At 67.9% G+C, this 25,370-nt stretch carries 20 protein-coding genes and 11 pseudogenes; 14 read left to right on the top strand and 17 right to left on the bottom strand.

Features of this window, described 5'->3' with window-relative positions:
- Positions 1–571 precede the first annotated feature (571 nt).
- The 3 genes from ACH47Z_RS41840 to ACH47Z_RS41850 all read right to left on the bottom strand — a co-directional run bounded on the left by ACH47Z_RS41840 (position 572) and on the right by ACH47Z_RS41850 (position 5,186).
- Complete coding sequence (locus tag ACH47Z_RS41840) at positions 572–2,338, bottom strand: sigma-70 family RNA polymerase sigma factor (protein ID WP_399084158.1); 1,767 nt, start codon at positions 2,336–2,338, stop codon at positions 572–574.
- 176 nt (positions 2,339–2,514) lie between these two features.
- Positions 2,515–4,362 carry an autotransporter gene (locus ACH47Z_RS41845; RefSeq protein ID WP_399084161.1) on the bottom strand — a complete coding sequence of 616 codons (1,848 nt, stop codon included), beginning with the start codon at positions 4,360–4,362 and terminating at the stop codon, positions 2,515–2,517.
- A gap of 491 nt (positions 4,363–4,853) precedes the next feature.
- Entirely contained in the window at positions 4,854–5,186 is a 333-nt protein-coding gene (locus ACH47Z_RS41850; protein ID WP_399084164.1) for a plasmid stabilization protein, read from the bottom strand.
- Between the two features lie 360 nt (positions 5,187–5,546).
- On the opposite strand from ACH47Z_RS41850, the pseudogene ACH47Z_RS41855 reads away from it, so the two are divergent.
- Positions 5,547–6,254, top strand: a pseudogene (locus ACH47Z_RS41855) (ornithine decarboxylase); the annotation flags it as partial.
- Between the two features lie 91 nt (positions 6,255–6,345).
- On the opposite strand, the pseudogene ACH47Z_RS41860 reads toward ACH47Z_RS41855, so the two are convergent.
- The 5 genes and pseudogenes from ACH47Z_RS41860 to ACH47Z_RS41880 all read right to left on the bottom strand — a co-directional run.
- Positions 6,346–6,438: pseudogene (locus ACH47Z_RS41860) on the bottom strand (GvpL/GvpF family gas vesicle protein); the annotation flags it as partial.
- A gap of 109 nt (positions 6,439–6,547) precedes the next feature.
- A pseudogene (locus tag ACH47Z_RS41865) lies at positions 6,548–6,742 on the bottom strand (GvpL/GvpF family gas vesicle protein); the annotation flags it as partial.
- 544 nt (positions 6,743–7,286) lie between these two features.
- Positions 7,287–7,901 (bottom strand): ABC transporter substrate-binding protein, encoded by a 615-nt coding sequence (locus ACH47Z_RS41870; protein WP_399084167.1) that lies wholly within the window; start codon positions 7,899–7,901, stop codon positions 7,287–7,289.
- Positions 7,902–7,922: 21 nt separating this feature from the next.
- Positions 7,923–8,150 (bottom strand): gas vesicle protein GvpG, encoded by a 228-nt coding sequence (locus ACH47Z_RS41875; protein ID WP_399084170.1) that lies wholly within the window; start codon positions 8,148–8,150, stop codon positions 7,923–7,925.
- A gap of 82 nt (positions 8,151–8,232) precedes the next feature.
- Positions 8,233–8,607: pseudogene (locus tag ACH47Z_RS41880) on the bottom strand (GvpL/GvpF family gas vesicle protein); the annotation flags it as partial.
- 317 nt (positions 8,608–8,924) lie between these two features.
- Here ACH47Z_RS41880 and ACH47Z_RS41885 point away from each other — a divergent pair.
- The gene (locus ACH47Z_RS41885) at positions 8,925–9,098 is read left to right on the top strand and encodes a CsbD family protein (RefSeq protein WP_399084173.1); all 174 of its coding nucleotides are present in this window, start codon (positions 8,925–8,927) and stop codon (positions 9,096–9,098) included.
- Between the two features lie 136 nt (positions 9,099–9,234).
- Here ACH47Z_RS41885 and ACH47Z_RS41890 read toward each other — a convergent pair whose 3' ends face one another.
- On the bottom strand, positions 9,235–9,390 hold the full coding sequence (locus tag ACH47Z_RS41890) for a DUF6131 family protein (RefSeq protein WP_399084176.1): 156 nt from the start codon (positions 9,388–9,390) through the stop codon (positions 9,235–9,237).
- A 310-nt stretch (positions 9,391–9,700) separates the two neighbouring features.
- Here ACH47Z_RS41890 and ACH47Z_RS41895 point away from each other — a divergent pair.
- The 4 genes and pseudogenes from ACH47Z_RS41895 to ACH47Z_RS41910 all read left to right on the top strand — a co-directional run.
- A pseudogene (locus ACH47Z_RS41895) lies at positions 9,701–10,033 on the top strand (ANTAR domain-containing protein).
- Between the two features lie 159 nt (positions 10,034–10,192).
- Entirely contained in the window at positions 10,193–10,909 is a 717-nt protein-coding gene (locus tag ACH47Z_RS41900; protein WP_399084178.1) for an IS630 family transposase, read from the top strand.
- Positions 10,827–11,828: pseudogene (locus tag ACH47Z_RS41905) on the top strand (IS5 family transposase). The gene ACH47Z_RS41900 and the pseudogene ACH47Z_RS41905 overlap by 83 nt, the downstream one beginning before the upstream one ends.
- A gap of 132 nt (positions 11,829–11,960) precedes the next feature.
- Positions 11,961–12,131, top strand: a pseudogene (locus ACH47Z_RS41910) (transposase); the annotation flags it as partial.
- Between the two features lie 118 nt (positions 12,132–12,249).
- Here ACH47Z_RS41910 and ACH47Z_RS41915 read toward each other — a convergent pair.
- From ACH47Z_RS41915 to ACH47Z_RS41925, 3 genes and pseudogenes are all read right to left on the bottom strand, one after another.
- Complete coding sequence (locus ACH47Z_RS41915) at positions 12,250–12,540, bottom strand: hypothetical protein (RefSeq protein WP_399084181.1); 291 nt, start codon at positions 12,538–12,540, stop codon at positions 12,250–12,252.
- Positions 12,541–12,617: 77 nt separating this feature from the next.
- Positions 12,618–12,731, bottom strand: a pseudogene (locus ACH47Z_RS41920) (fic family toxin-antitoxin system, toxin component); the annotation flags it as partial.
- Positions 12,732–13,119: 388 nt separating this feature from the next.
- On the bottom strand, positions 13,120–13,968 hold the full coding sequence (locus ACH47Z_RS41925; RefSeq protein WP_399084184.1) for a transposase family protein: 849 nt from the start codon (positions 13,966–13,968) through the stop codon (positions 13,120–13,122).
- On the opposite strand from ACH47Z_RS41925, the pseudogene ACH47Z_RS41930 reads away from it, so the two are divergent.
- Together ACH47Z_RS41930 and ACH47Z_RS41935 are read left to right on the top strand one after the other, a co-directional pair.
- Positions 13,895–14,344: pseudogene (locus ACH47Z_RS41930) on the top strand (transposase family protein); the annotation flags it as partial. The gene ACH47Z_RS41925 and the pseudogene ACH47Z_RS41930 overlap by 74 nt on opposite strands.
- A 492-nt stretch (positions 14,345–14,836) precedes the next feature.
- Positions 14,837–15,180 (top strand): annotated as a pseudogene (locus ACH47Z_RS41935) (RNA-guided endonuclease TnpB family protein); the annotation flags it as partial.
- A gap of 406 nt (positions 15,181–15,586) precedes the next feature.
- Here the strand turns inward: ACH47Z_RS41935 and ACH47Z_RS41940 are convergent.
- Complete coding sequence (locus tag ACH47Z_RS41940; protein WP_399084186.1) at positions 15,587–15,847, bottom strand: hypothetical protein; 261 nt, start codon at positions 15,845–15,847, stop codon at positions 15,587–15,589.
- Positions 15,848–16,309: 462 nt separating this feature from the next.
- Here ACH47Z_RS41940 and ACH47Z_RS41945 point away from each other — a divergent pair, with 462 nt between their 5' ends.
- Both ACH47Z_RS41945 and ACH47Z_RS41950 read left to right on the top strand, forming a co-directional pair.
- Positions 16,310–17,521: an aromatic acid exporter family protein gene (locus tag ACH47Z_RS41945; RefSeq protein WP_399084189.1), complete on the top strand. Its 1,212-nt coding sequence runs from the start codon at positions 16,310–16,312 to the stop codon at positions 17,519–17,521.
- 77 nt (positions 17,522–17,598) lie between these two features.
- The gene (locus tag ACH47Z_RS41950; RefSeq protein ID WP_399084192.1) at positions 17,599–18,870 is read left to right on the top strand and encodes an IS256 family transposase; all 1,272 of its coding nucleotides are present in this window, start codon (positions 17,599–17,601) and stop codon (positions 18,868–18,870) included.
- Positions 18,871–19,042: 172 nt separating this feature from the next.
- Here ACH47Z_RS41950 and ACH47Z_RS41955 read toward each other — a convergent pair whose 3' ends face one another.
- The gene (locus ACH47Z_RS41955) at positions 19,043–19,285 is read right to left on the bottom strand and encodes a transposase (RefSeq protein WP_399084195.1); all 243 of its coding nucleotides are present in this window, start codon (positions 19,283–19,285) and stop codon (positions 19,043–19,045) included.
- Positions 19,286–19,330: 45 nt separating this feature from the next.
- Entirely contained in the window at positions 19,331–19,858 is a 528-nt protein-coding gene (locus tag ACH47Z_RS41960; protein WP_399084198.1) for a hypothetical protein, read from the bottom strand.
- Positions 19,859–20,443: 585 nt separating this feature from the next.
- Here ACH47Z_RS41960 and ACH47Z_RS41965 point away from each other — a divergent pair.
- Both ACH47Z_RS41965 and ACH47Z_RS41970 read left to right on the top strand, forming a co-directional pair.
- Positions 20,444–20,647, top strand: a complete 204-nt coding sequence (locus ACH47Z_RS41965; protein WP_399084201.1) for a cold-shock protein — start codon at positions 20,444–20,446, stop codon at positions 20,645–20,647.
- A gap of 247 nt (positions 20,648–20,894) precedes the next feature.
- Entirely contained in the window at positions 20,895–21,314 is a 420-nt protein-coding gene (locus ACH47Z_RS41970; protein WP_399084269.1) for a kinase, read from the top strand.
- Between the two features lie 151 nt (positions 21,315–21,465).
- Here ACH47Z_RS41970 and ACH47Z_RS41975 read toward each other — a convergent pair whose 3' ends face one another.
- Positions 21,466–21,882 carry a hypothetical protein gene (locus ACH47Z_RS41975; protein ID WP_399084205.1) on the bottom strand — a complete coding sequence of 139 codons (417 nt, stop codon included), beginning with the start codon at positions 21,880–21,882 and terminating at the stop codon, positions 21,466–21,468.
- A 497-nt stretch (positions 21,883–22,379) separates the two neighbouring features.
- Here ACH47Z_RS41975 and ACH47Z_RS41980 point away from each other — a divergent pair, with 497 nt between their 5' ends.
- A complete protein-coding gene (locus ACH47Z_RS41980; RefSeq protein ID WP_399084208.1) occupies positions 22,380–23,495 on the top strand; it encodes a methyltransferase domain-containing protein in 1,116 nt (371 codons plus the stop codon).
- Between the two features lie 364 nt (positions 23,496–23,859).
- Here ACH47Z_RS41980 and ACH47Z_RS41985 read toward each other — a convergent pair.
- Positions 23,860–24,432 (bottom strand): annotated as a pseudogene (locus tag ACH47Z_RS41985) (transposase); the annotation flags it as partial.
- Positions 24,433–24,725: 293 nt separating this feature from the next.
- Between ACH47Z_RS41985 and ACH47Z_RS41990 the strand changes: the two are divergent.
- Positions 24,726–25,271: a hypothetical protein gene (locus ACH47Z_RS41990; protein ID WP_399084211.1), complete on the top strand. Its 546-nt coding sequence runs from the start codon at positions 24,726–24,728 to the stop codon at positions 25,269–25,271.
- Positions 25,272–25,370 lie beyond the last annotated feature (99 nt).

The following is a 25,370-nucleotide window of genomic DNA, read 5'->3' on the forward strand; positions in this document are numbered from 1 at the left end:
TCCAGCACCTTGCCGCTGTTGCGGTTGACCAGCACGTACCACTTCTTCAGATCCAGGGTTTTTTGCTCCGCCGAAGCCTGGCTGACCACGACAGCGGAACCGGCCACGATGCTTCGGGCGACCACCGCGGGCGTGGCCATCGGCACGGTGGCCGCCGGCGCGGGACGCCACCGATGACGTGGGTGGGCTGGGGACATGTCTGTCCTGTCGTTCCAGGGACACGCCTGTGCTCTCTTTCAGCCGTTGCATCTGACCGGACCACTTGGCCGGACAACGCTGAGTGGTCCGAGAGGCCGAAAAGGTTGCCGCGAAAAGCCACAGATTTTTCCGCCGTGACCGCTTCCCCTCCGCCACGGCGAACGCGGCGGCTTCCCTGGTGAGCCGTACGGCGTCTTGGCACCCGGCCGGGAGGCGGTCGCGCAGCCCTTCACCGTGTGGGACGTCGCCCGCCGCCGCGCCCGCACCACCCTGGACAGGCGCAAGCCACCGCGGTCGCCAAACCGCACACCGGCTCCCACCAGGGCGGATAGGTTTCGGCAAGGGCACGCCCCGCCAGGGCAACCGCCCATGGTCAGGACACGACGGAGCGCTGGGGCACGGTGCCCGCGTCGGTCGGCGTGGAGCGGGTGGTGTACTGCGGTACGGGGGCGTCGTCGCGGCCGGTGTCGCGCACGAGTCCGTACCGTTCGCGGTCGGCGGAGTGCGGGGCCGGGAGAGCGGCGATGTCGTCGGCTGTCTCCTGCCAGGAGGAGGGCAGGACGTCGAGGTTGTAGTCGGCCTGGGTTTCGTTGAGGTGGAGTGTGACGCTGCCGTCGAGGTAGTAGTACTCGTTCTGCCACATCTGCTGGGCTCCCGGCGGGAGGGTGATCAGTCCCTGCTGCCTGTTGCCCATCCAGGTGCCGCCGGCGGTCGCGCCCGGTTGGCGGTCGTCCATGCGGTGGCCGCCGCCCGAGGCCACGTGGAACAGCCTTCCGCGCAGTCCGGTCCACGAGGGCATGGTCAGCAGCCCGGGGCGCAGCTCGTACATCACGTCCCAGTGGACGGTGAAGTAGCCCTTCCCGCGCAGTACCACCGTGTCCCCGCGGTGGACGAGCTGGTAGCCGTCCAGGTGCTTCTTGAGGCCCGTCATCGTCACCGTGGTCTGCGGGCGGTGGGGCAATGCGGCGGGCGGCCGGTCCGGCGGCGGCGCGCTGTCCACGGTGTCGACCACGGACCCGTACCGCGGCCGGGGCGAGGGATGCGAGACGGCCGAGCCCGGTACCGGTGCCGGCCGCGACGGTGATGCGGATGCGGTGGGCGAGGGCGCGGGTGCCGGGCGGGAAGCCGTCGGGGCGGTGGCCGGACGCGCCGACGGGCTGGACCATGGGGCCGTGTACACGAGCGCGCCGCCGCCCACGGCGAGCAGCGCGCTCGCCGCCACCACGGCCTTCGCGGTGAGGCTCGTCCCTGCGGTCCCTGCCGTCCCCGCCGTCGCGGAACCCCCGCCGCCTGAAGTGGCCGCGGTTCCGGCATGGTCGGCCGCCGCAGCGTGCGTTCCCGCGGACAGCCACGGGCGCCAGGCCAGCAGTGCCGCCGGCACGGGCAGGAGGGCCAGGGGCGCCAGCAGTCCTTCCGGGGCCAGCATGCCTTCCTCGTGGCGCACGCACCGCGGGCACTGCCGCACATGGCGGCCGAGGCGTTTGCGCCACAGGCCGCTGGGGGCCCCGTTCCAGTCCAGGGTCAGCCGGGTCAGTTCGCCGCATGCGGGCCTGGCCGCGAGGGCTCGGACGATGACGCGGGAGGTGTGCAGGCGCTCCTTCATGCGTTGCACCCGTACAGCCGCTTGATGGCCGGTCATGTCCAGAGCGGAAGCGAGCTCGGCCCGGGCGAGCCTGCCGGCCGTCTCCAGCCACCACAGTGACAGCAGCTCCCGGTCGTCCTCGTCGAGCCAACGGGTCGCGCGCAAGGACTCCTCGCGCTGCCCGGACAGCCGCAGGTTGAGGATGACCCCCTCGGCGAAGTCGGCGGCCGGGTCGGGCCGGTGCTCAGCCGCGTCGAACGCCGCTCCCGTCGTCTCCCTCCTGCCGCGCCTGCGGATGTGGTCGCGGACCTCGTTCACGGTGATGGTGATCACCCAGGATCGGAACGCCTCCGGGCGCTCCAGTCCCCTGATACCGCGCAGGATGCGCATCATCGTCTCCTGGACGATGTCGTCGACATCGTCGCGGTACGGGTACGCACGCGCTGCGACGCTGTAGACCAGCGGAAGCGTCCGGGAGCTGAGCTCTTCCAGGGCGCCGTGTTCCCCGGCCCGAGCCGCGGCGACCACGTCGGCCGCGGGCGCGGCATGCCTTGGCATGGGGTCTCCCTTCGACCTGCCGCGGGTAGGTTGCCCCGCTCGCGCCGGCCGAGCCGGGTTGCGGGGGTCCTCGGGCAACCGCCGTCAGTATCACAGGCACCGGGGCAGCGATGTCATCGTAAGGGGTGAGTGTTGACAGCCATGGGCGGGCCGGTGGAATCGGTGGCGGCCGGGGATCAGCGGGAGTGACGCGGGGCCGTACGCGGACGCGAGCGGTTGCGTACGAAGACGAAGACCGCGGCGACGCCGGCGAGAACGACGCCCGCCAGTCCTGTGATGGTCCACAGAGCACCGACGTTGCTGCCGGTGTCCGCCATGGTGCCGGTGGAGGCGCCCAGGGGCGTGGCCGCTCGGCCGGTCCGGGCCGGGGAGGGTGCCGGTCCCGTCGCGGCGGCGGAGGTGAGAGCGGTGAGCACGGTGTGGGCGCCGGCCCGGCTGACGGAGAAGTGCGCCCCGCCGATGGCGAGACCGGTACCGGAGACTGTTGCGGTCGTCGAACCGACGGTCAGCTCGGGGGAGTTCCGGGAAAGGAGGATCTTCGCGCCTGTGACGGCCTGCAGCTTGCGCAGGGTCGTGTCGCGTGCCTTGCTGAGATCCAGGACGGCCGAGGGACCGGTCAGAGCGACCGCGCTGGATGTCCGCAAAGAGGTCCCGGAGACGATCAGGCTGCCTTTGGCCACGGTGGTGGCGCCCGTGTAGGCGGTGCTGGTGACGGTGGTGGCCGCGGCTCCGCTCTGCGTCACCGAACCGGCACCGGTCACCGCCGGGAGGAGGGTGGGTGTCCTGGTGTTGCGGAGCACGAGTGAACCGTTGTCGATCACTTTGTCGAGGGCTCCGCCGGTGTGGAGGCTTCCGTCGCCGCCCGCGGTCCCGGAGCCGAGATGGAGAGTCGCACTTCTGCCGACGGTGGTGGATCCGTCGTAGTACTGCGCTGCTGCGAAGGTCACGTCGTTGCCGCTGGTGTCGGCGATGACGACGTCCCCGGCACCGGGAGCGCTGAGGGTGTCGTGATACATGCCGCCGCCGATGGGCGCGCCCAGGGTTACCGGTCCGTTGTAGTCGAAGGTGAGCCGAGAGCGCTGCCGTCTGGCGTGCAGGTTGATGTAGACCGTCTGCGCCGTGCCGGGCATGAAGATCTGGTGTGTGGTCCCGTCGCCCCACTGGACGTCGGCGCCCTCGATGTTGGTGCCGCGCTTGTTGAGTTTGTGGGCCACGGGTCGCCAGTTCAGTCCGGGGTCGCTCAGCGAGGGCGCCGCCCCGTCGCCGCTGTCACTCCAGCTGTAGACGCCGGTGAGGATCACCTTGCTGCCCGGGCGGGAGTGCACATTGACGTCGTTGCCGTACTCGTGGCTGTAGAAGTTCTGCCGCTGTACGACAGTGTGGTTGAGCGGGGTGTCGATGATCCATGAACCACGGTTGACGACGGAACGAGCGTTGGGCAGGTCGGCGGCACAGGTGGTGCTCGCGAAGTTGACGCCCGTGCCGTTGTCGAAGATGCCGGAGAACGGGTTGGTGCCGCATATCTGGAGCGTTCCCCATATGTTCCGGGGCTGGGTGACCAGGCCGGAGCCGCTGATGATGCCCAGGTTGAACAGCCGGGTCAGCGACAGGCGCAGTGTGCCGTCCACCTGGATGTTGTCCTGGTTCTGCTGGTAACCGGGCGTGTTGTATGGGAAGGACCCGATCAGGCCGGTCGTGCCGCCGGTGCCGTACTGGAGGGTTGCCCCCGCGTCCACGGTGACCGCGGGCTCGTCGGGACTGCCGACCACGACGTACGGGTGGTTGCCGCCCGGGATCTGGACCCTCTGGTGCTGCCGGGAGTGCGGCAGGGTGAAGGTGCTGTCCTTGGCGAGGACCAGCGTGCCGGTGCCGGACACGCGAAGGGCTCCTTCACCGCTGATCACGCCGGTGTACGTGTGGGTTCCCTGCGGAACGCGCACGACCGCGTCGCCGGTCAGGACGACATCACGGTTCGCCAGGACGGCCGCAGTGATGTCGCCGTCTGCGGCGACTGCGCTGCCCACCGCAACCACCGGTGTGACGGCTCCCGCAACGAGAGCCGACGCCAGAACAAGGTGCCAAGATCGCTTCATCGAGTCAGGGTGCTTCCTGGAGTGCTGGTGATCCTTACGGACGTGAAGACCGGTGGCCGGCCACCGGGATCTCAAAAACCCTGAGAAGTTCTCCGGTCCGCCTACGCCGCCCATCCGGACCCGGAACGCGGTCAGTTCTTCGTCCAGCTCACCGCAGATGCGGGAGACCTCGGACTCGGAGATCCCGCTGACCGCTCCGCACCTTCGGGATCTTCAGGTCCGGGTCGCCGGCCTGCCTGGTTCGGCACCCTGTCCCGGTGTCCGTTGCGCCAGGTCGTGCGCGTCCGTAACCGGACGCCCACCCGGCCCGAAGAGCCGCGGTTCAGCGACACATCACGAGCCTGGGAAGACCGTGAAACGAGTCGTAAGCCTCACGGAGCAGGTCTGTCCGCCTGAAACAGAATCGAGGATAAAGATCAAGCTCAGCTCTTCTTCGCGTTCAGCGCGCGCTGCAGCTGCGCCTTGTTCATGTCCGAACGGCCCTCGATGCCGCGCTGCTTGGCCTCGTTGTACAGCTGGTCATAGGTCGGGCCCTGAGAACCCTTGCCGGACCGCTGGCCACCGCGCTGGCCGGAGGACTTGTCCTGGGTCGAGGTTCGGCTCGCGGTCTTGGACTCGCCGGAGCGGGCGCGTTCCTTGTTCACGGTCCGCGAGGCGATCTCCTTGGCCCGCTTGGGCGACTCGCCCCGGTCCTGCGCGCTCTTCTTGATGTGCTCGTATTGGCGCTCCCGCTTGGAGCTCGATCCTGCAGGCATGGTTTTCTCCCTTCCTGAGCACGGAGATCCCACGTCTTGGTGCTGCGAAGGCGATCTGTCCGGCATCACGGATGGTCGGCCTGCTGGTCCGGCGGCACGCCGCCGCCTTCTCCTCCGCCCTTATCGCCGTTGTCGGTGCGGTGGGCACGTCGACGCTGTGCTGTGCCGTGGCGCCGCCCCTGTGACTGCGTCTCTGCTCGGGTTGCGATGGGTTGGACATCTGCAGGGACCCCGCTCGTGCCGACCTTCGTTCGGAGCGTCGGGTTCCCCATGGGAGCCACCCGACGCATGCGGCAGGCACGCACCCTTCCGGACGGCCCTGCTGGTATGCCCCGCCCCCGTTTTTGGAACCGCTCACGCATGGCTCCGAACCACGATGAGGCACCCGTCCTCGACGCCCTCGCCCGATATCACGACGTCGACGAGGTGGGATTCACGCCGTCCGGCCCACAAGCAGGCACGCGGCGCGGACCCCCGCGCGCGAGCAGTGCTGGGCGATGCCGTCTTCTACGGCGATGTCCTGGCCAACGGTGGCCTGGACGACCGCCTCGCCCGGGCCCGCGTACTGGAGCGGGCCGAGAATCTCATGGCCGACGCGGTACACGCCGACCACACGTTCTTCTCGACGTGCGGCAGTTCACTGTCCGTGAAGGCTGCCATGCTGACGGTGACCTGCCCGGGCAACCGGCTCCTCGTCGGACGCGACGCACACAAGTCGGTGGTCGCCGGGCTCATCCTGTCCGGCGTCGAGCCGGTATGGGTGGAGCCCCAATGGGCCGCCTCCCGGAACATCGCCCATCCCCCTCGGCGGCCGCCTACGACAAAGCCTTCACGAACCATCCGGATGCCGACGGTGCCCTGGTCACCAGCCCGCCTCCGTACGGAGCCGCCGCCGACATCACGGGAATCGCCGACGTCTGTCACCGCCGCGGCAAACCGCTCATCGTGGATGAGGCGTGGGGAGCGTACCTCCCCTTCCACGACGATCTGCCGTCGTGGGCCATGGATGCGGGCGCCGACGTCTGCGTGACCAGCATCCACAAGATGGGCGGCGGCCTGGAACAGGGTGGCCGCGCAGGTACGAGCGTCCGGGGTGCGCCTCGTCGGCCGGCCCGTCAGCTGCCGCGGGGGCGGGCGGGGACGTGGGCGGCACCTCGGCGTACACCTTCACGCCCCATTCCACGTGGTCGGCGAGCCGCTCCAGCAGCGCGGTCAAGGCCGCCTCCCGCTCGCGCAGCATGTACCGGACGCGGTTTCGTCGAGATACACGGTGGCCAGCCGCAGTGGCAGAACCGTGGTGCGCGCGCCACGGTCTCGATGACCAGGTGGTGCGCCCGGGCGGTCGCTTCCAGCCAGCACATCTCCTCCAGACCGACCCTCAGCGCCGACTCCGAGAACTCGCTCTGGGACACCGCGCTGACCTCGGCGGCCACCGCACCCGAGCGGACCAGGGTGACAGTGGCGTCCGCCACTCCTCGGACGTGGGCGAGCGCCGTCCGTTCCAGCGCGGCGGACGACCTCACCACGGCGTACGCGTAGCACAGCTGCTCGTGCACCGTTCTCAGCTCCGGTCCTCGTCGTCTTCGACCTTGCGGCGCTTGCAGCGTGGCTCGGCACGCGTCTCTCGCTGCTTCTGCTCGGCGCCACCGGCGTCACGAGACCGGCGACGGCTGCCGGATCCGCCGTCGGACAGCTCCGGCTGCGACTCGCTTGGCTGTCTGCGCAGCACCTCCACTCGGCGCGCAACTGCTCGTTCTGCTCCTTGAGGCTGCCTCGGCGGTCGGCACGGGAGGAGAGGGCCGGGTCGTGCTCCCACCAGTCGATACCGATCTCCCCGGCCTTGTCGACGGACACCACCAGAAGCCGGAGTTTGATGGTGAGCAGCTCGATGTCGCGGAGATTGATCTTGGTGTCATCGACAATGACAATTCCCTTGCCGGGCACGCGCTCAAGGATGTCCGCCAGGTTCGCGCTACCCCCAGTACCTTGTTGATCAGCCCCGCAATGGGGTGCCCGGCCTCTGGGACGGCATGACTGTTCCCCCTGGCCTGGACGTCGGCAAGGGCGAACACCACGCCACCGCGCTGACCCCGGCCGCCCTCAGCCACCGTCCGGCCTCCTCGCTCGTGCACCACTCTTGGAACGACTTTGGGCGCCCGTTGTCCTGGCCGTCGTCCTCCTGGCGCGCCGCTCGCCCTCTTCCTGAGCCGACCCGCGGTGCTGCGCCTTCTTTTTGCGCGCCTCGCTCCGGCGCGCCGCACCCTTCCGAGCTTCGCTGCGGCGCTCGTCGGCTTCGCGCTCTTTCTCCACGCCGGCCTCTTCTTCGCTTTCTTCCTCCTGGCGTGGGTCCTCCTCGCGTTCGTCACCCGTCTTCTGCTCCGTTGCCCGGTCCGCCTCGCCACGGTCCCCGCCAGCGTCCGGATGCGCTCTTTCGTGCAGTTCCGTGGTGCGTTCGTGGAGGGCGTCGGCCAGGCTGTCGGCCTTCGCCGTCAATACGGCGGTCGCCGCGGCCTTGCCCGCGCCGGTCAGTTCGGTCCGCGCCTGCTGAGTGATGTCGCCGAAGAAGGGGGACTCCTGGACGGCCTTGACGAGCTGTCCGGGCTTGATCCGCGACCCGGCCGGCAGCGCGGTCAGACTCAGGGCGAGTTTGGCCTTCTTGGTCCGGCCCAGCAGGTATCCGCCGAGGACGGCCGCCCCGATCTTGGCGTTGTTCATGATCGCGACTTCTTTCCTTGCTCATGCCTCACGGACCGCTCTGCCGCGGCTCCGCAGCTGGTAGGCCCCGATCTCCTCCAGGCGGCGCATCAGCCTTTCCTCGTGCCGCTCGATCTCCTCGTCGTCGATACGGCCCTCGGTCCGCGCCCGATCCAGGTTCACGAGCTCTTCCTGCACGGGTGCGGGATCGTAGTACTCGTCCTCAGCGGCACGGACGACCTTGTCGAGCACCCACAAGACACCGCGCACGGGGCGACCGGCAGCGCCAGGATCTCGGTGACCAGTCCCATACCGCCTCCTCGTGCTGTCCGGACAGGTCATGGCAAGCGGGTCAGGTGAAGCTGTACGGCGGCAGCGGCCCCCGTACCCGCAGTTCGACGTGCTCTCCGTACCGTTCGGCGAGTTCCTGGGCGGTGCGGGTGAACCCTTCTGATCGTTCGCCGTCCACCAGGAAGGACACGTTCACGAAGTACTGCTGGGGCGGCTCCGCAAGTTTCTCGAACCAGGCGAGTGGCCGCAGGGCGGCAAGCATCTCGGCGGCAAGCGCCTCCTGCCGGGTCTGCACCTCCTGCGCCATGAGCTCCCCGAGCGCCAGCCGGTCCTCGTAGGTGCCGCCGCCTTCGCGGGTCGCCTCGTTCAGCGCGGTGGCTTGCTCGGACGTCTCGAGCATGGCGCGCAGCAGCGCGTCCTCGTCGTGGATTCCCTTGACGTTGAAATCCGCTCACCCGGTGAACTCCTCGAGGCGCTGCGAGAACTCCTCCAGGCGCCGCCAAACACCGCCGTGGTCGAACGCGCGGTGGCCCCTCCATGTCGTTCTCCGTGGCCAGCACGGTCACCGGGACCTAGATACGGCCTGACTATGGAGAACCTCAACCTGGACCTCAGGTCGCCCGGCACATCCTGATCGCGCCAGCGCATCCAGAACTGCAATTGACTGCCGCATCCCGTTTCCGTGACACATATGGGGTACCCGAGCGCCGTGTCCACAAATACCCATAGGGACTTAGGGGGTATGAACGCCAAATGGCCGGAGGACAGAAAGCCAAGGGCAAGATGGAAGAAGCCGCAGGCAAGACGAAGGAGGCAGTCGGCCGCACGGTGGGCAACGAGCGGATGACGGCCGAAGGACAGGCCAACAAGAAGAAGGGCGCAGCGCGCCAGGCCAAGGAGAAGACGAAGGATACTTTCAAGCACTGACATGGCAAGTTCTGAGCGGGATCCTGTTTAAGGATCCCGCTCCCTTATGCCATCAAGTTGCACGCCGCCTGATCCAGAATAACTTTCGACACGAAAAGAATCCGGGCTCGGTGGCGGACAGAAGACGCCGTTAAGCTCACCAATAGTGACGTCGACCGGCGACTGCGTGACCCATTGATCCCAGGGCCCACAAGGCGATTCCGACCACTGCCAGGATGATGCCTATGGTCCACAGGATCGATATCCCTGTGATGAAACCGACGATGAGCAGGACGATGCCGAGGGCGATCATTACGTGCCTCCCACAGTTGGCAATGGCTCCTCGCCTTCGGGTTCCCGGAAAACGGCTGCTTCCACCATCAGCGGCGGAACTCTGGAGCGCGCCCACTCCTTCGTCCCGTCCTGTGCACCGGCCCGCTCATTGGCGGCAGGCCAGCCGCGTGACCAGCCGGTCAGCGAGCGTGCCTACGGCCGTGACTGGGACTCGTAGGCATCCGCCGCCGCACGCTGAACCCACACGAAGCCCGGGACTCCCACCGACCGCCCTTGCTTGTCCGGCCGCGTCTGCGCCGATAGTCACGGCTGGGGGTGAGAATGGCTGGATCACACAGGATCCCGCCCCCTCCGGCGAGGAGACAGACCGCATCGTCGAGCTGGAGGAACAGGTCGACCAGCTCAAGGAAGCTGTCACCTCGCACCAGGTCGTGGACTAGGCGATAGGCATGGTCGCCATCCTGTGCCGGGTGTCACCGGATCAGGCGTGGGAGGTACTGAAGGAGGTCTCCCAGCACACGAACATCAAACTGCGCAACACGCAACTGATCCTCATCTGGGGGCGCACGGGAGAGACGCCTGCGGATATCCGGGACGAACTGGAATACACCCCCGACCGCCACGGCCCGACAGAGATCCCCCGGACCCCACCCCCGGAGTGAACGGGGCCTGGGCCAACAAGACTGGCGGCCCAGCCCGGAGATTGATCACGATTGCTACTGGAGCAGCCTGAGGTTCTGCGCCAGTAGTGGTTCGTTAGATGTTGTGTGACTTCTGCTGCTGGTGCGTCAGTCCCTCGTCGGGGTCCGAAGCTGGAGCCGTTGCTTTTGGCCGAGGACGAGCGTGTGGTGCTGGTGCCGTGGGCACGCCGGGCGAAGTCGGCCCAGGCGCTCGCTCTGCGGGCGCGGATCGTCCTGGCGTGTGCCGGCCCGCATGTGCCGCCGATCGTGGAGGTGGCCCGGAACTTAGGGGTGGCCGCGGACACGGTCCGCAAGTGGCGGCGCCGGTTCCTGGCTGAGCGGTTGGACGGGCTGGTGGACGAGCCCCGGCCCGGCCGTCCTCCCACCATCGGCGTTGACGAGGTGGAAGCCGTCGTGATCGCCACGCTGGAGGAGATTCCGAGGAACGCGACCCACTGGTCGCGTTCCTCCATGGCTGAGCGCAGTGCGCTGTCGAAGTCGACGGTCGGTCGGATCTGGCGGAAGTTCCATCTCAAGCCCCACCTGGCGGACACATTCAAACTGTCGACTGATCCGCTGTTCGTGGAGAAGGTCCACGATGTCGTCGGCCTGTACTTCAACCCGCCCGAGGGTGCGGTGGTCCTCTGCGTGGACGAGAAGTCCCAGATCCAAGCCCTGGGCCGGTCCCAGCCCGTGCTAGGGACTGTGTGGGGTTCAGATCACTGGATCGGTGATTCCCGCTCCGATCGCTTGTCGGCTGCGGTAGACCGGGCGCGTGACGCGTGGCGATCTGACCGATGCAGAGTGGGAGTTGATCGAGCCGCACCTGCCACTGGGGGTGTCCGGGCCGATTCCTGACCTGCGCCGCTCCTTCAACGCGGTGATGTGGAGGTTCCGCACCGGCAGCCCCTGGCGAGACGTGCCGGATAGCTGCGGACCCTGGTCGACGGTCTATGACCGATTCCGGCTGTGGGCGCATGCCGGGGTCTTCCAGGGGCTCATGGAGGCGATGATCGCCGAGGCGGCGGCCCGCGGTGATATCGATCTCGGCCTGGTCAGCGTGGATTCCACAGTCGCCCGCGCACATCACCACGCAGCCGGGATGGTGGTCGATGCGGAGCTCCTCGACGAGCTGGAAAAGGCCGTGGCAGGGGAAAAGGGGCTCCAGCGAAGGGGCAAAACGACCCGGTAGGCGAGGCGTCCGACGAGCTGACAGAAGCCGAGCGGGAACGGCGCCGTGCCTTGCGTCGGCGCCATCGTGCGCGGCTGCGGGCCGCCGAACTGGGCAGCTCCCGAGGCGGGTTGACTAGTAAAGTCCACCTCGCCGCCGACCGACGCTGCCGCCCGCTGTCCATCATCCTCACCCCCGGACAGGCCGCGGACAGCCTGCGCTTCGTCCCGATCATGGAGAAGATCAGAGTGCGAGGGCGCGTCGGCCGTCCCCGGACCCGGCCGGATGCGGCCGCCGGCGACAAGGCGTACTCCTGCCGCGCTAAGCGCGCCTACCTGCGCAGACGCAACATCAAGGCGGTGATCCCGGAGAAGTCCGACCAGGCCGACCGCCAACCGCAAGAAGAAGGGACGCTGAGGAGGCCGCCTGGTCAGCCACGACACCGCGCTCTACAAGGACCGCAACACCGTCGAACGCTGCATCAATAAGTTCAAGGAATGGCGAGGACCGGCCACCCGCTACGACAAGACGCCCGCGAGCTACACCGGCGGGCTCCACCTGCGCGGATCCGTCCTCTGGTTACGCAGCCCGCCAGCCCTCCCGTGATCTCAACCCCGCGCAGTCCCTAGCCCCACTACGGTCCCCTGGCCGCTGGGGCCTGACTATCCCACGGCCCCACGCCAGAGGGTGCTTCCCTGAGCAAGCTGGGGAGGCACCTCCATTCGTACGGCTGGACCGGGATCCCGTTGGCGGGACCTCCCCGGGCGATACAGCATCCGGAAGACCGTCCACGAACGTCACCGGCGCTGGTCCGCCGACGGCACGTGGGACCGGATCCTGCGGGCGGTGCAGGCCGATACCGATCTGGCGGACCGGCTCGACTCGAGCATGGTGGGGGTCGACTCGACCAGACGATCGGAGGCGGGCGAGCCCGCCTTCTCGGTGCTGGACCACGCCGCGAGCAGCGGGGGCTCTATGTCCCAGTGATCCCGCCCCAAACGGCGGCCGGGGAGGGTCGTAGCCGGCATCACTGCTTGGCCGGCGGCTCTTCGGCCTCTTCGCCGTCCGGCCCCTGGTGTTCCTCCATCAACTGCTCGATCTCCCAAGGGACCTCGTACAGCGCCTTCAGGACCAGACCCCACGCCCGGTCCCGCAGCTCCTCCGGTACCTCGTCTTCGATCTTCTCCGCGAGCCTGCCGATCTCGACCCGGGCGCCATCCTCCGTGCCCGTGGTCGGCGCGGTGATCGCCTCCCACAGGAACCGGCCCACCCCGGCCGCCACCTGGCCTATACCGCCGAGCACCGAGCCCACAACCATCTACGCTTCCCCCTGGTGGTTGGTGTCCTGCCGCAGCGTGGGCCGCCCCAGTGTGCGGGGCGACCCACCGAGTCGTTTCAGGTGATGGTGGGCCAGGGCCGCAGCAGGGCGGCAATCTTCCCAGCGCTGCAGGCCGGGTCCAGGAGCAGGTCCTTGAAGGCGATGGCGTCCTCGCGGTCTGGTTTGACCGTGAACCGGGGCAGGAGTGTTGAGACATAGTCGTATCACCACAGGCTTGGCAAGATTCGGGTGGGTTCGTCCCTCGGTGGTCATCGGATGACGCTGCTCGGGGCCGAAGTGACGTGCTCCATTTGAGGGTATTGCGGTTACGGACAGCACGGTGGGGCGTTGAACGTGTATGAGCGGAAGTCATCGGCGGAAGCGGTCAGGGTCGCAAGCGTTCGAACAGGTGCAAGCGCAGTTGGCTCGTGCGGCTGCCGCGATGGCCGTGGGGAAGAAGTCGCCGCGGCAGGGAGTGGAAGAAACGGTTCGTCCGGCAGGTGCGGAGCCGGATAATGGCCACGATAAAGCGGCACCACCCGACTTGAGCTGAGGTCATTCGCCTGCCTTCGCGTCGCCTCACCATCGGCGGTCGTCGGGGGCTGCCCGATCGCGTCGGTGGGTCCAACGCATGAGTTGTTTCCAGCGTCTGTGGTCGGCGAGGGCGTGCTCGACGGTGATGCGGTCGGATGAGTGGCTGTGCCGATCGCGTTCCCACTGTTCGACTCTGCCGGGCAGTGCTCCGGATCGTGGCTTTCTGGACGGGGTGAGTGCACGGCCGGGATGGTCACGGCTCAGGCTCAGGTAGCCGTCGTCGAGCAGCACCTCCACCGGGTCGAAGTGCTGGAAGCAGCCAGTGATGCCCGCAGCGCGAACTGCGGTCGCATCGTCCATCCGCCCCGGCCGCAGGCCATCGGCCCACAGGGTGCGGCCCTGGTGGTCAGCGATGACGGTGGCTTTCATCGTGTTCTGTTTCTTCTTGCCCGACACGAATGCCCGCCTGCCGCCCCGGCCGGCGGTCGGACCTGGAATCTCGGTGGCGTCCAGCCTCAACTCGACACCCTCGGCCTGGGCGTAGGCGAACACGTCCTCCAGCGTTCGAAGCCGCAGGCCAGGCCTGTCGGGAACAGCAAAACCCCGCTCCGCCAGCAGTCGGCGTATCTCACCGACGGCCCGGGTGACAGTCGGGCGATCGACGTTGAACAGCACCAAGACCGCGTGAGGCAGGTCATGCCGCAGGTGAATCAGCGTGACTATCAGCCGGTCCACGAACACCAGCCGGTACTGAGCACCCGCGCCCTGCGCGCGTCTGCGCACTCCACCTCGCACCCGCGACACCACCAGCCCAGCCCAGAACCTACGGTCAGCCGGCGGCCCGTCCCCGCAGCCCTGCACAAGGAGTCTGCGCGACCCGGAGCTGACCGGCATGCCCGAACCCACGCTGGACGAACTTATCAACCAACTGGCCGTGGATTTGGACGAGTTACGTGAGCAAGAACGAGTCCAGCAGCGAGGAGGCGAACGCATCCGTGCTCGCGGTGCAGGGGCCAGGGACAAGCTGACCACCGCCGACAGAGTCCTGGCCACCGTGCTCTACCTGCGCAAACTCGGCACCAGAGATCTGCTTGCCCAGCTCTTCGGGGTCACCGGAAGCACCCTCACCAGGGCCGTCCACCAAGTTCAGCCCCTCCTGACCGAGCACGGCTACACGATCCCGCCCTCGACAGCCAGGTTCCGCACCCCCGCTGACGTCACGGCGTTCCTCGCGAACCGCAGCCCCACGGAGATCAAAGCAGCATGTTGATTCTCTGCGAGCCCTAAGGCACAGCAGCAGCCAGGATCCCTGGTGCCGCCCCCGCGCTCCGCACAGAGGTGTCCGCAGCCCACCACTGCCAGTGCAGCTGCTCTTTACCCGTCAGGGCAATGAAGACTGACAAGCTCTTCAACCCGGGACGGCACCTGTACCCGACGGTCGAAACGGCCCGCTGCCTCGAGACTCCCCCGGCCTCGGTGTGTCGCCCTGCCGCTGATTCGCCAGACCGACTTCTGGCGTGAGTGATGTGCGTCCACTGGCAGACCCCGCGACCACAGCCATTGCGCGTCACTGCGACGCGCAGGCAATGACCACAGGCTCGCCGCCGTTCCGCATGCGCAACCGTCTCCACCGGAGCAGTGCCTGTCAGGCACAGCTGGATGCTCTTGTCGCCGAGGCGGGCGGCAGTTCGCTCGGGGCAGGTGCAGGTCCGCGGGAGTATGCACCGCGGCGCGGTGGCTGCCCATGGCCGCGGCACCGTTGATGCCGGGTCGGCGATGTCGCCGGCGGCGAGACCTCATGCGGCCCACCTCAGGCCAGGCGGGCGCCCTTGCCGAGATGCTGCGCGACCACTGCACCCTCTACAACTGCGCGTTGCAGGAACGCCGCGACGCCTACCGGCATACGTCGAAGCCGACGGTCCGCTACGGGCAGCAGTCGCGCAGCTCAAGGGCATCCGGGCTGTCGACCCGGAGTGTCAGGGCCGCTGGTCCTTCTCCTCCCAGCAGGCGACGTTGCGCCGGCTGGACAAGGCATTCGCCGCGTACTTACTGCGCCTCAAGGCCGGACAGAAGCCAGGGCATCCGCGTTTCCGGTCCGGCAACTTCGGGGTGACGAGTTCCTTGGCCAGGAGCAGTTCGTCATCCTCGAAGAGCTCCGGGTCCTGCATGCATGCGAACACTGCCAGGCCCAGTACCGCGGCCTGCGTGTTAATTGGCGCGATCATCACGGAGCGCATCCTGCGCTGGCGGACTGAGCATTGAGGTTTCGCAGAGCCGGATCACGCTGCTGGCGCCCGGGATCCGGACGGTGACGACGGGGCCACACTGTGGCCGACATCAGCGTCGTGCCCTGGATGCCGATGCGTTCCATGCTTGGTTCGCCGGCGTTCCCACTCGCCGTGCCCGCCTGTCGCACCCGGCGGGAGGCGTACCGACCACGGTCAGCGACAGGTGTCCTCGATCGGGAGATCCGAGTGCGTATGAATGCCGCAGTCCAGTCGTTCGTGAAGTCTCACCGGACGTGGCTGTAGGAGGGCACGAACATCGCCAACTGGTCGGTGATCCAGGGGTCGAACATCACCAACTGGCCTGCGACCCACGGGTCGGGGTGGTCGTGCGCCCGCCGCTGCTCAGCGGCGTGCCCGTAGCCGTGGTTCCGGCTTGCGTGTCCGGGGAGGTTGTGGCCGGCACTGTCGACCACCGCGGTGCGCTCGTTCACCTGAGACGTGGCCGCAGTTGCGGAGCCGCCGGCGGCCAGGAGTGCACCTCCCACGAGGGCAGCGGAAATGCCTGCACGCGAAACACGCCGCATGATCTTCTTCATGGTCTTTCCTCCTTGCGCAGCCCGTCGGTCTGGTTACTACGAACCGGTGGAACCTGCCGGTGCTGCTGCGCTATGGAAGCTACACACTCCCCATATGGTTGAACAATAAACTAACCCGGTGAAACAAATCACTCACACCAGGAGGAATGGGGAGACCGAGCGACACCACGCCTCGCGCACACAGGTTCGGCCCGGACCGCGACAACTCGCGACAGACCACGTCACAGCGCAGCACACACCCCAGACTCCGCCCGCCACAGCAGCCACCCAGACGGAAGCAGGCTCGGCCGGGAGCGACCTGGGGCCGGGCGCGGCAATGGCGACGGCGACGGCGACGGATCCAGGGGTGCCGCAGGCGGCCGTGGCCGACGTCACGGCCAGAAAGGGGCGAATAGTGCCATCATCAATGTCGTGCAAGATTCAACCATCCTGTCGGGGCGCACGGCGGTGACGCTCACGCAACTGAGGCGCACCCTCACCCGCCAGATCCACAGCGAGCGGGCCGATCATGTGGTGCACGGCGTCAAGACCGTCATCACAGCCCTACTGACCTGGGCCGTCGTTGCTCCATGGGCTCCTGATAGCCAGCCCTACCTGGCGGTCGCCACAGCCGTACTCATGGTCAACGCCTCCACGGTGTATCAGTCTGTGACGAAGGCAGCACAAAGCGTCGTGACAAGGATCGCCAGCCTGGTTCTCGCCCTCGTGACTGCCCGGCTCCTGGGACCGACCGTGGGCGCCGTCGCCGTCATTGCGGTCATCGCGGTCCTGGCCGGTCCCCGCCGAACCACCGACGACCGTCTCCAGGTCGCCTCGACGGCGGTGATCGCATTGACCGCCACCGCAACCGATCCCATGGGACATCTCTTGTCCCCCGTACTGCAGACGCTCACCGGCGCGGCCGTGGGGATCGCGGTGAACGCCCTGGTCCTGCCTCCGCTGTATCTGAACGAATCCGATTCCGCCGTACGCGACCTCGCCCACGCCCTGGGAACACTGCTGGACGACATGGGTACCGGCCTCGCCAGGCGACAGCTCACCTCGAATGCTCACGCCTGGCTCCACCAGGCCCGCAACCTGGACAAGCGCCTCACACACGCAGAGGAACAGGTGCAGCAGGCCGATGAGAGCCTGCGCTGGAACACGCGCTGCGTCGCGCACACGCGACGCAAGGACACGACCTCCACGGGTACCGATGCGTTCAGGGTCCTGCGCGGCGTGTCGATCCAGGTCCGTGGAATCGCACGCACCCTGGCCGACAGCGCCCACGACGACCACACCGATCACCACCTGGGCCAGCAGTTCCTCGACCGGTACGCCGACGCCCTGCAACTGGCCGCGACAGCCGTCCAGGGATTCGTCCAAACCCGCCCGGTGACGGACACCGCGAACGCATCTCCCCGCGAACGGCTGCGCACAGCGATCGACGGAACGCTCACCTGGCACCACACGATGACCGACATGATCGGCCAGGGCAGGCTCACCAAGCCAGGCGCGTGGCACGTCTACGGCTCGCTCATGACAGACGTGGAAAGGCTGCTGACCGACCTGGACCGCGGGGACATGCACAGACCCAGCGAACCCACCCCGCGTGAGGCGACCTTCAACGCCGAGCGTGTCTGAAAGATCGTGTAAGTCCGTGATGTGACAGGCTGGTCAGGGCTCTGACCTGGGCCTTCGGCCAGCCGGGACGGACGGACATGAACGACAACGAGATCCCGGCCGTCGAACCGGTCGAGGACAAGCTCGTCGATGAGGTCGTCGAGCGGCTGCTGGAGGGCGCCGACGCCTCGGGTGCTGCCCTGCTGGGCGAAGGCGGGCTGCTGACGGCGGTCACCCGGGCCGTACTGGAACGGGCCCTGGACGCGGAGATGACCGACCACCTCGGATACGAGAAGCACGATCCCGCTGGCCGCGGCTCGGGCAACAGCCGCAATGGGACATCGCTGAAGACGGTGCTGACCGATGCCGGGGCGGTCACGCTGGCCGTTCCCAGGGACCGTGACGGGTCCTTCGAACCGCAGCTGGTGCCCAAGCACGTCAGGCGGCTTACAGGGTTCAACGAGCAGGTCCTGTCGCTGTATGCACGCGGCATGTCGGTCCGCGACATCCGCTCGCACCTGGCCGGCATGTACGGTGTCGAGGTCTCACCGGACCTGATCAGCAAGGTCACCGACGCTGTCACCGACGAGCTCGACGCGTGGCAGAACAGACCACTGGACGCCGTCTGGCCGATCATCTACATCGACGCGCTGTGGGTGAAGATCCGCTCCGGCTCCGTGTCCTCCCGGCCGGTCTACCTGGCCGTCGGGGTGGACATGGACGGCTGCAAGGACGTCCTCGGCCTGTGGGCCGGTGACGAGGGCGAAGGCGCCACGACCTGGATGACCGTGCTGTCCGAGCTCCGCAACCGCGGGGTCGAGGACGTGTGCATCGTCGCCTGCGACGGACTGAAGGGCCTTCCCGACGCGGTCACCGCGACCTGGCCCAAGGCCACCGTTCAGACATGTGTGATCCACTTGATCGGTGCCTCGCTGAGGTTCGCCTCCAAGCAGCACCACACCGGGCTGGTCACGGAGTTGAAGGCCATCTACACCGCCCCGACCGAGCAGGCCGCCAAGCAGGCCCTCGCCGACTTCGCCGCAGGCGAGCTGGGCCAGCGGTATCCGGCGATCGTGCGGACCTGGCAGGCCGCGTGGAGCGAATTCACGCCCTATCTCGCCTTCCCGCCGGAGATAAGGAAGGTCGTCTACTCGACGAACCTGATCGAGTCGATCAACGCACGGCTGCGAAAAGCCACGCGCAACCGTGTGCACTTCCCCTCGGAGCAGGCCGCGTTGAAAGTGCTCTACCTCGCCGTCCGCGAGCAGATCACCCCCAGAGCGCGCGATGTCAACCACGTCGCAGCACACTGGAAGAAGGCACTGAACCAGTTCTCACTCTTCTTCGAGGACCGGCTCAACACCAAGTGATGGCCCAGGACTTACACAAAGTTCCGTACACGCCCTGCTGGTCCAGGAAGGTCTGGAAGGCGGTCGGTGGTCGTGGTGAGGGGGTTTCCTCGGTCGGTGGCAGGCCGCTGAGGCGTTCGATGCTCACGGCGATGGCCGTGAGCACGTGTTGCAGATGGGTTTTCGGCCGTCCTCAGTAGCGGCAGTGGCGCATGCCGTGTCCGTGGACGAACTCGTTGATGGTGCCCTCGACTCCGGAACGGACCGCGTAGCGGGTCTTCCAGTCGGGGGTCTGCTGCTCGGCGCGGACGCGAAGTTGCAGGTCGCGAAGTTCTCGCGAGGGAAAGCCCACGTTGCGGGCGCCGTCGGCGGTGGTGGTGGTGCACCGGGTGCGGACCGGGCAGGGGCGGCACTGGCTCTTGGTGAACCGGGCCACGATCAGCGGGGCGGCGGTGGGCGAGGATGTCGGGTAGGGGCCGTGTCACCCGGCGCTGACCTCGCCCTGGGGGCAGGTGACCTGTCGGCGGTCGAAGTCGATGCGGAAGTCGTCCCGGTCGAAGCCCTCGTTCCTGAGGTGCTGGCGGGTGGGGTTGCCCGGCAGTGGGCCGCTGACGGTGATCTGGTGTTCGCGCTGGGCTCGTTCCAGGTGGACCAGGGAGGTGTAGCCGCCGTCGACCAGGTGCTCGGCTGGCAGCAGTCCACGACGCGCCAGGCGGGTGTGGATGCCGGGCAGGGCCTGGGCGTCGTTCGTGGCGGCCGAGGTGGTGGCCACGTCCGTGATCACGTTGACGCTGTCGGAGGCACACGTCTCGGTGACATGCGCGGCGAATCCCTTCCAGCGGATGATGTGCCCATGGCGGACGTAGCGCGCCGTGGTGTCGTACGGGGAGACGATCGCCGTGGAGGAAAGCGGTAGCCCACCGTCGTCTGCCGTCCGCCAGCGCAGGCGGCCCGTCGCGTCGCGGTAGTAGTTCTGCACGACGATCTGCCGCAGGGCCTCCACTGGCACGGGCCGGGCCGGTAGCCCGGTCCGTGCCGGTGGAGGCGCTCCAGCAGTCGGCAGGCGTCGTCGCCGACGGCGAGAATCCTGGTCTTGGGCCGGGTCGGGTTCTGGCCCAGGCGGACCGGACGGCCGTAGCAGCGCCCCCACTCCTCGCGGATGCTCCGCCACATCCACGCCCTCCAACCCCGCGTGCTGAAGGAACACGCTCAGATCGTGCAGGCTGTACGCCTTACCGAGGAACTCGCCGTCGACATGGACCTGCTGGCCGCCGCTCTCTCCAGGCGGTTCAACGATCACGCGACGCTCAGCCATAGCCTCAGCCTCCCCCGACTGCAGGTGAGGCGCCCGTGGGGGGGCGACTCTCAGTGGCCGGTCTTCCCGCGGGTCACGTCGCCTTCGTGGTTCTTTGTGGCCGAGCTCCACCAGCCGGTGTAACGTCATGATCAGCAGTCGTGGTTCCGAAGTCCCGTTCGCCCGTGATCGCCATCGCGGGCGTTTTTGCTGTTCAACACCTCTCCGGACCAGGGCGATCACCTCCGGGTCCCGCACGGTGCGGGACCCGATACGAGTCCCTTCGAAGGAGACAGACACATGGCCAAGGGCACTGTGAAGTGGTTCAACGCGGAAAAGGGCTTCGGCTTCATCGAGCAGGACGGCGGCGGCCCGGACGTCTTCGCCCACTACTCGAACATCGCCGCCCAGGGCTTCCGCGAGCTCCACGAGGGTCAGAAGGTCGAGTTCGACATCACGCAGGGCCAGAAGGGCCCGCAGGCGGAGAACATCCGCGCCCTGTAAAGCCGAACACGAAAGAGGCCCCAGCCGGGACGCCCACCGGCTGGGGCCTCTCCGGTCCCCGCCATGTGGTGCGGCCGTCTCGATCTGTGTGGTCCAGAAGCCCACGCAGGTCCGCAAGGTGTCCGAGGCGTCCGGCTACTCGGCCGGATCCTCCGCGGTATACCGGACCGTTCCCCGTCCGGGCGTCGATGCCGACGCCGTCCCCTGAACGACGCCGGCGCTGTCAGTCGGTAGCGTGACCGCCGTGATGGTGGGAACCGAAGAAACGCGGCTGGTTGTGCTGCGCGGCAACAGCGCCTCGGGGAAGTCGTCCGTCGCGGCCGGCCTGCGTGAGCGGTTCGGCCGCGGCCTGGCCCTGGTCGGCCAGGACAACCTCCGCCGCATCGTGCTCCGCGAACGCGACCGGCCCGGCGCCGCGAACATCGGCCTGATCGACCTGACCGCCCGCTACGCCCTGGACGCCGGATTCCACGTCGTGGTCGAAGGCATCCTCTACGCCGACCGCTACGGCGACATGCTCGCGGCGCTGCGCGACTGGTACCGGCCGCGCGATCTGCTGCCCGGCGGCATCGAGACCGTCATCGGCGCCGACAGCGCCCTGCACGAGACCGTCGACCGCATCATGCTCGACACCGGCCTGGCCTACTTGCCCGCCGTGAACCGCTGACCCGGGCACTGTTGCGACGGATGGTGCGTTACATGCCGTCACAGTCGGGTCGGCCCTGCCCCGGCCATGAGGCCGACCACGGGTGCGGCCGCGCCGCGCCAGCCCCGACCATGGGGTTGGCCGTGCCGCTCTCACCTCCGACTACGGCTGGTCAGCGCGCTACGTCTGCGCGAAACGCACGACCGGTCCAAGGGACTCGCAGGTCAGGCTCGTGGACGGGACGCCACACGGGTGCGGAGGGGCCGTGGTGGAGCAGGTCGGCAAGCGGCGCCGCGAGGACGGGGACGTCGTACAGGAAGCGGGACGGCGCCAGCAGCCCGGCCCCCGCGCGCAGGGCGTGGATCCGGTTCTCGATGCCGGTGGGTCCGGTGCCGTCCAGGACGAACAGAACGCGGGGGAAGAGCGGGTAGCGCCGCCGCCATTCCTCCAGCGCCGGTTCCTGGAGGGCTGGCCGACGTCCCGGGACTGCGGGTGCGTAGCGGTAGCGGCGTTCGTAGGAGGGCAGTTTGGTGGCGAGGCGTTCGGGGCCCATGGTGGCCCGGTCGACTTCGACGAACGCTCGCAGCATCGGCCCGCTCTCTCCGTCTCCGGGCCGCGCTCGTAGTACAGGAGGGCGTCGGGGATGACGGCTTCGCCGTTTCCGATCGGGTGGTGGACCTCGCAGATCCAGTCCAGCGGCCAGCACCGTTCGCCGCGGCGAGTATCTGCGGTGCCGGGGCATCCGGCACACGATTCCGGAGAAGACCGACAGCCAGGCTGCTCGCCTGCGCAAGGGCTCACGAGGCGGACGGCCACCGGGCTTCGACGAGGAGCGGTACAAGAAGCGCAACACCGTCGAACGAGCCATCACAACAGGCTCAAGAGCTCCCGGGCCGTTGCGATGCGGTACGACAAGCGCGGCTACGTCTTCCTGGGCACGGTGACTGCAGCGTCGCTGGCTGTCCGGCTGAGGTCATGACCGCTCGACAGCCTGCAGCTACTGGTCGGCGCGGTCGTGGAGCCACGCGCGGTACCAGGAGTGAAGCGCTTGACCCTCACGTGGCGTCATGCCGCATTGTCGGTGGCGTGGAAGAACACCTGACCGTGGGACGTGTGGCCGAGTTGGCCGGCGTGAGTGTCCGCACGCTGCATCACTACGACGAGATCGGCCTTGTGCGACCGTCCGCGCGGACCGCGGTCGGGTACCGGGCCTACTCGGCGGGCGACGTGGAGCGGCTGCGGGAGGTGCTCGGCTACCGGCGGCTGGGCTTCGGATTGCGCGAGATCGCGGATCTGGTGGACGACCCGGCCACCGACGCGGTCGCGCACCTGCGCCGGCTGCGCGGCCTGCTGCAGGGACAGCGCGACCGCGCTGCCGCCATGGTGACGGCTATCGACAAGGAACTGGAGGCACGAGCCATGGGGATCAGGACGACGCCGGAGGATCAACTGAAAGTGTTCGGTCCACAGTTGTACGAATCCATAGGGTCCGCTTACCCGGCGACGCGGCGCACCGAGCCGCGGATCGCCGCGAGGATCTGGGATGCGCTCGGGGACGCCCGGACGGTACTGAACGTCGGGGCCGGCACCGGCTCCTACGAGCCCCCGGACCGCCAGGTCACGGCGGTGGAACCGTCGGCGGTGATGCGGGCGCAGCGTCCCGCGGGTGCGGCGCCGTGCGTGGCCGCCAGTGCGGAGCGCCTGCCGTTCGCTGACCAGTCCTTCGACGCCGCGATGGCGGTCAGCACCGTTCATCACTGGCCGGACCCGGTTGCCGGGCTGCGCGAGATGCGGCGCGTGGCCCGCCGCGTGGTGGTGTTCACGTACGACGCCAGTACGGCTGGCTGGCTTCAGCGATTCTGGCTCACCCGCGACTACCTGCCTGAGTTCGCTGACCTTCTCACTGGCTGGCCTTCACTGGCCGACATGACCAGCGCGATCGGGGGCCACGCGGAGCCGGTGCTCATCCCGTGGGACTGCGCCGACGGCTTCTTCGAGGCCCACTGGCGCCGACCTGAGGCCTACCTGGACGAACAGGTCCGCCGCGCGGTATCGGTATGGACCAGAGTCGGGCCCCAGGCCGAGCAGCGGGCGGTGGACAGCCTCCGCGACGACCTTTCCTCAGGCCGGTGGGCCGAACACAACCGGGACCTCGTCGCCCTCGACGCGGCAGAGCTGGGCCTGCGCCTGCTCGTGGCCTGAACCATTGTGCGCGAGGAGGCCGCAAAAAAGCCGACCCGCCGGACTCAATAGACGTTGCGGCAGCGACGCTCATCAAAGAGCGTTTTGTCCCGGCAGTGGTGTTTGATAAGGGAGCTGTCTCACCTGCGGGAATATTGTGAGACAGGCGGTGCTGCCGAGCGATTCAATGTGAGGATGAACGATTCTCTGTGGGGTCGGCTCTCGGGCGAGGACCAGCGGGAGGTGGACCAACTGGTGGCTGCGAGACGCCACGTTCGGGCCATCGCATTGATGCGTGAGCGCGCTGGTCTGCCGCGGCCAGATCTCCGTGACTGCGTTGACCTCCTGGAAGAACGCGTCCAGGTCCTGCGGGGGTAGGCGGGGACCGGGACGGTGTCGAGGCCGAATCGATGCCGCGGCGGGCGCCGTGGTCGATGGCCTCGGTGCGATAGCCGGTGTCGGCCCACGCCTTGGTCACGCGAGGCCTTGTGGCGGCGATCTGTGAGAGCAGGTGGATGCCGCCGGCGTTGTCGGAGACGCCGGCCGCGGTCACCCAGACTGCCCGTAGCAATCCGAGGGCGTCGACACCGAGGTGGCGCTTGCGGCCTGCGATTTTCTTGCCGGCGTCGATCCCCTGGTCGGCTGCGTGCATGTTGGCGGAGGTCTTGACGCTCTGCGCGTCCAGCACGCATGCGCTCGAAGACGCCTTCCTTCTGCCAGGCGGCGAAGTAGCCGTAGACCGTCTCCCACGGAGCGAAATCGTGCGGCAGGTAGCGCCAGGAGATCCCGGTGCGGTCGACGTAGAGGATGGCGTCCATGATGCGGCGCAGGTCGTGCTCGGGCGGCCGATGTCCAGGCCCTTGCCTCTTCGCTCGACCCGCCAGGCGGTGAGCGTGGGTCCGGTCAACTCCCAGCGGGCATCGGACAGGTCGCTCGGATACGGGCGATGTCGCGTCATGTTTCGGTAGTACCGTCGGGCATCACCTGCCCCAGGGCGCAAACAGCCTCAACCGGGGGTGCGTTGGGATCAGACAGGAGCAACTCGAACGAAACGGACGGGGACGTGGCCTCACCGGTCGCACAGCACGCATCGGACACTACGGCCTCAACAGCCTCACACCCACTCGCCATCCGAAGCACCATGAAACAGCCCTGCCGGGACAAAACGCTCCGACATCGCCCAGTACATGCTGTGGGCTTTCGGGCATCCCAGCTCTTGCCACCGACGTGTCCGAGCGGCAGGGTGAAGCCGTGATCATTCCCTTCTTACGCGACGACATGCAGGGCGCAGTAACGGTGACGCTCGAACGCGTCGATGACCCTGCTGCAGTGGGCAAGCACCCCTCAGCCGCCGGTTTCCCGTGCTGCACCGCCGTGGTGGACTATCCGGGCAAGGGATATCGGGCCCTGTTCGGCTGGGTCCAGCTGGTGCGGTCGACGGACGACTCCTCCGCAGGGGTCACGTTCGACATGGACCCGTTCTACCTTTTCGAGGACGCGCCGTCGCCCTACGCGTTCTTCGGTATCAATCCCACCCTGTTTGATGCACCGTCACGGGCTGAGCGGGCCACCCTGGACTGGACAGCGCACAGCTATCTGGCATGGACCCCGATGGATGACACCGAACGACGTGTCGTCCCGCTGGCCGGCTTCTCCTGGGGGTTCAACATCGACTCGGCCAGTCGCATCACGCTGCAAGAGGTCCGGGCACTGACAGCTGTGGACTGGGACGCGCACCTGCCGTACCTCGGCTCTTCCCATCCCGGTTGGGCATTCGACAAGTGGCAGTCCAAGTAACGACTGCTGACGGTCCCTGCCAGGACGCTCCCGGAGATCACGCCTCACGTTGCGCAAGGTGGTAAGGGGTGCGGCATTCGGCGTGAGCGCCTGTTCCTG

Origin of the sequence: Streptomyces sp. NPDC020192 (assembly GCF_044388685.1) — a bacterium.
Classification (GTDB): domain Bacteria; phylum Actinomycetota; class Actinomycetes; order Streptomycetales; family Streptomycetaceae; genus Streptomyces.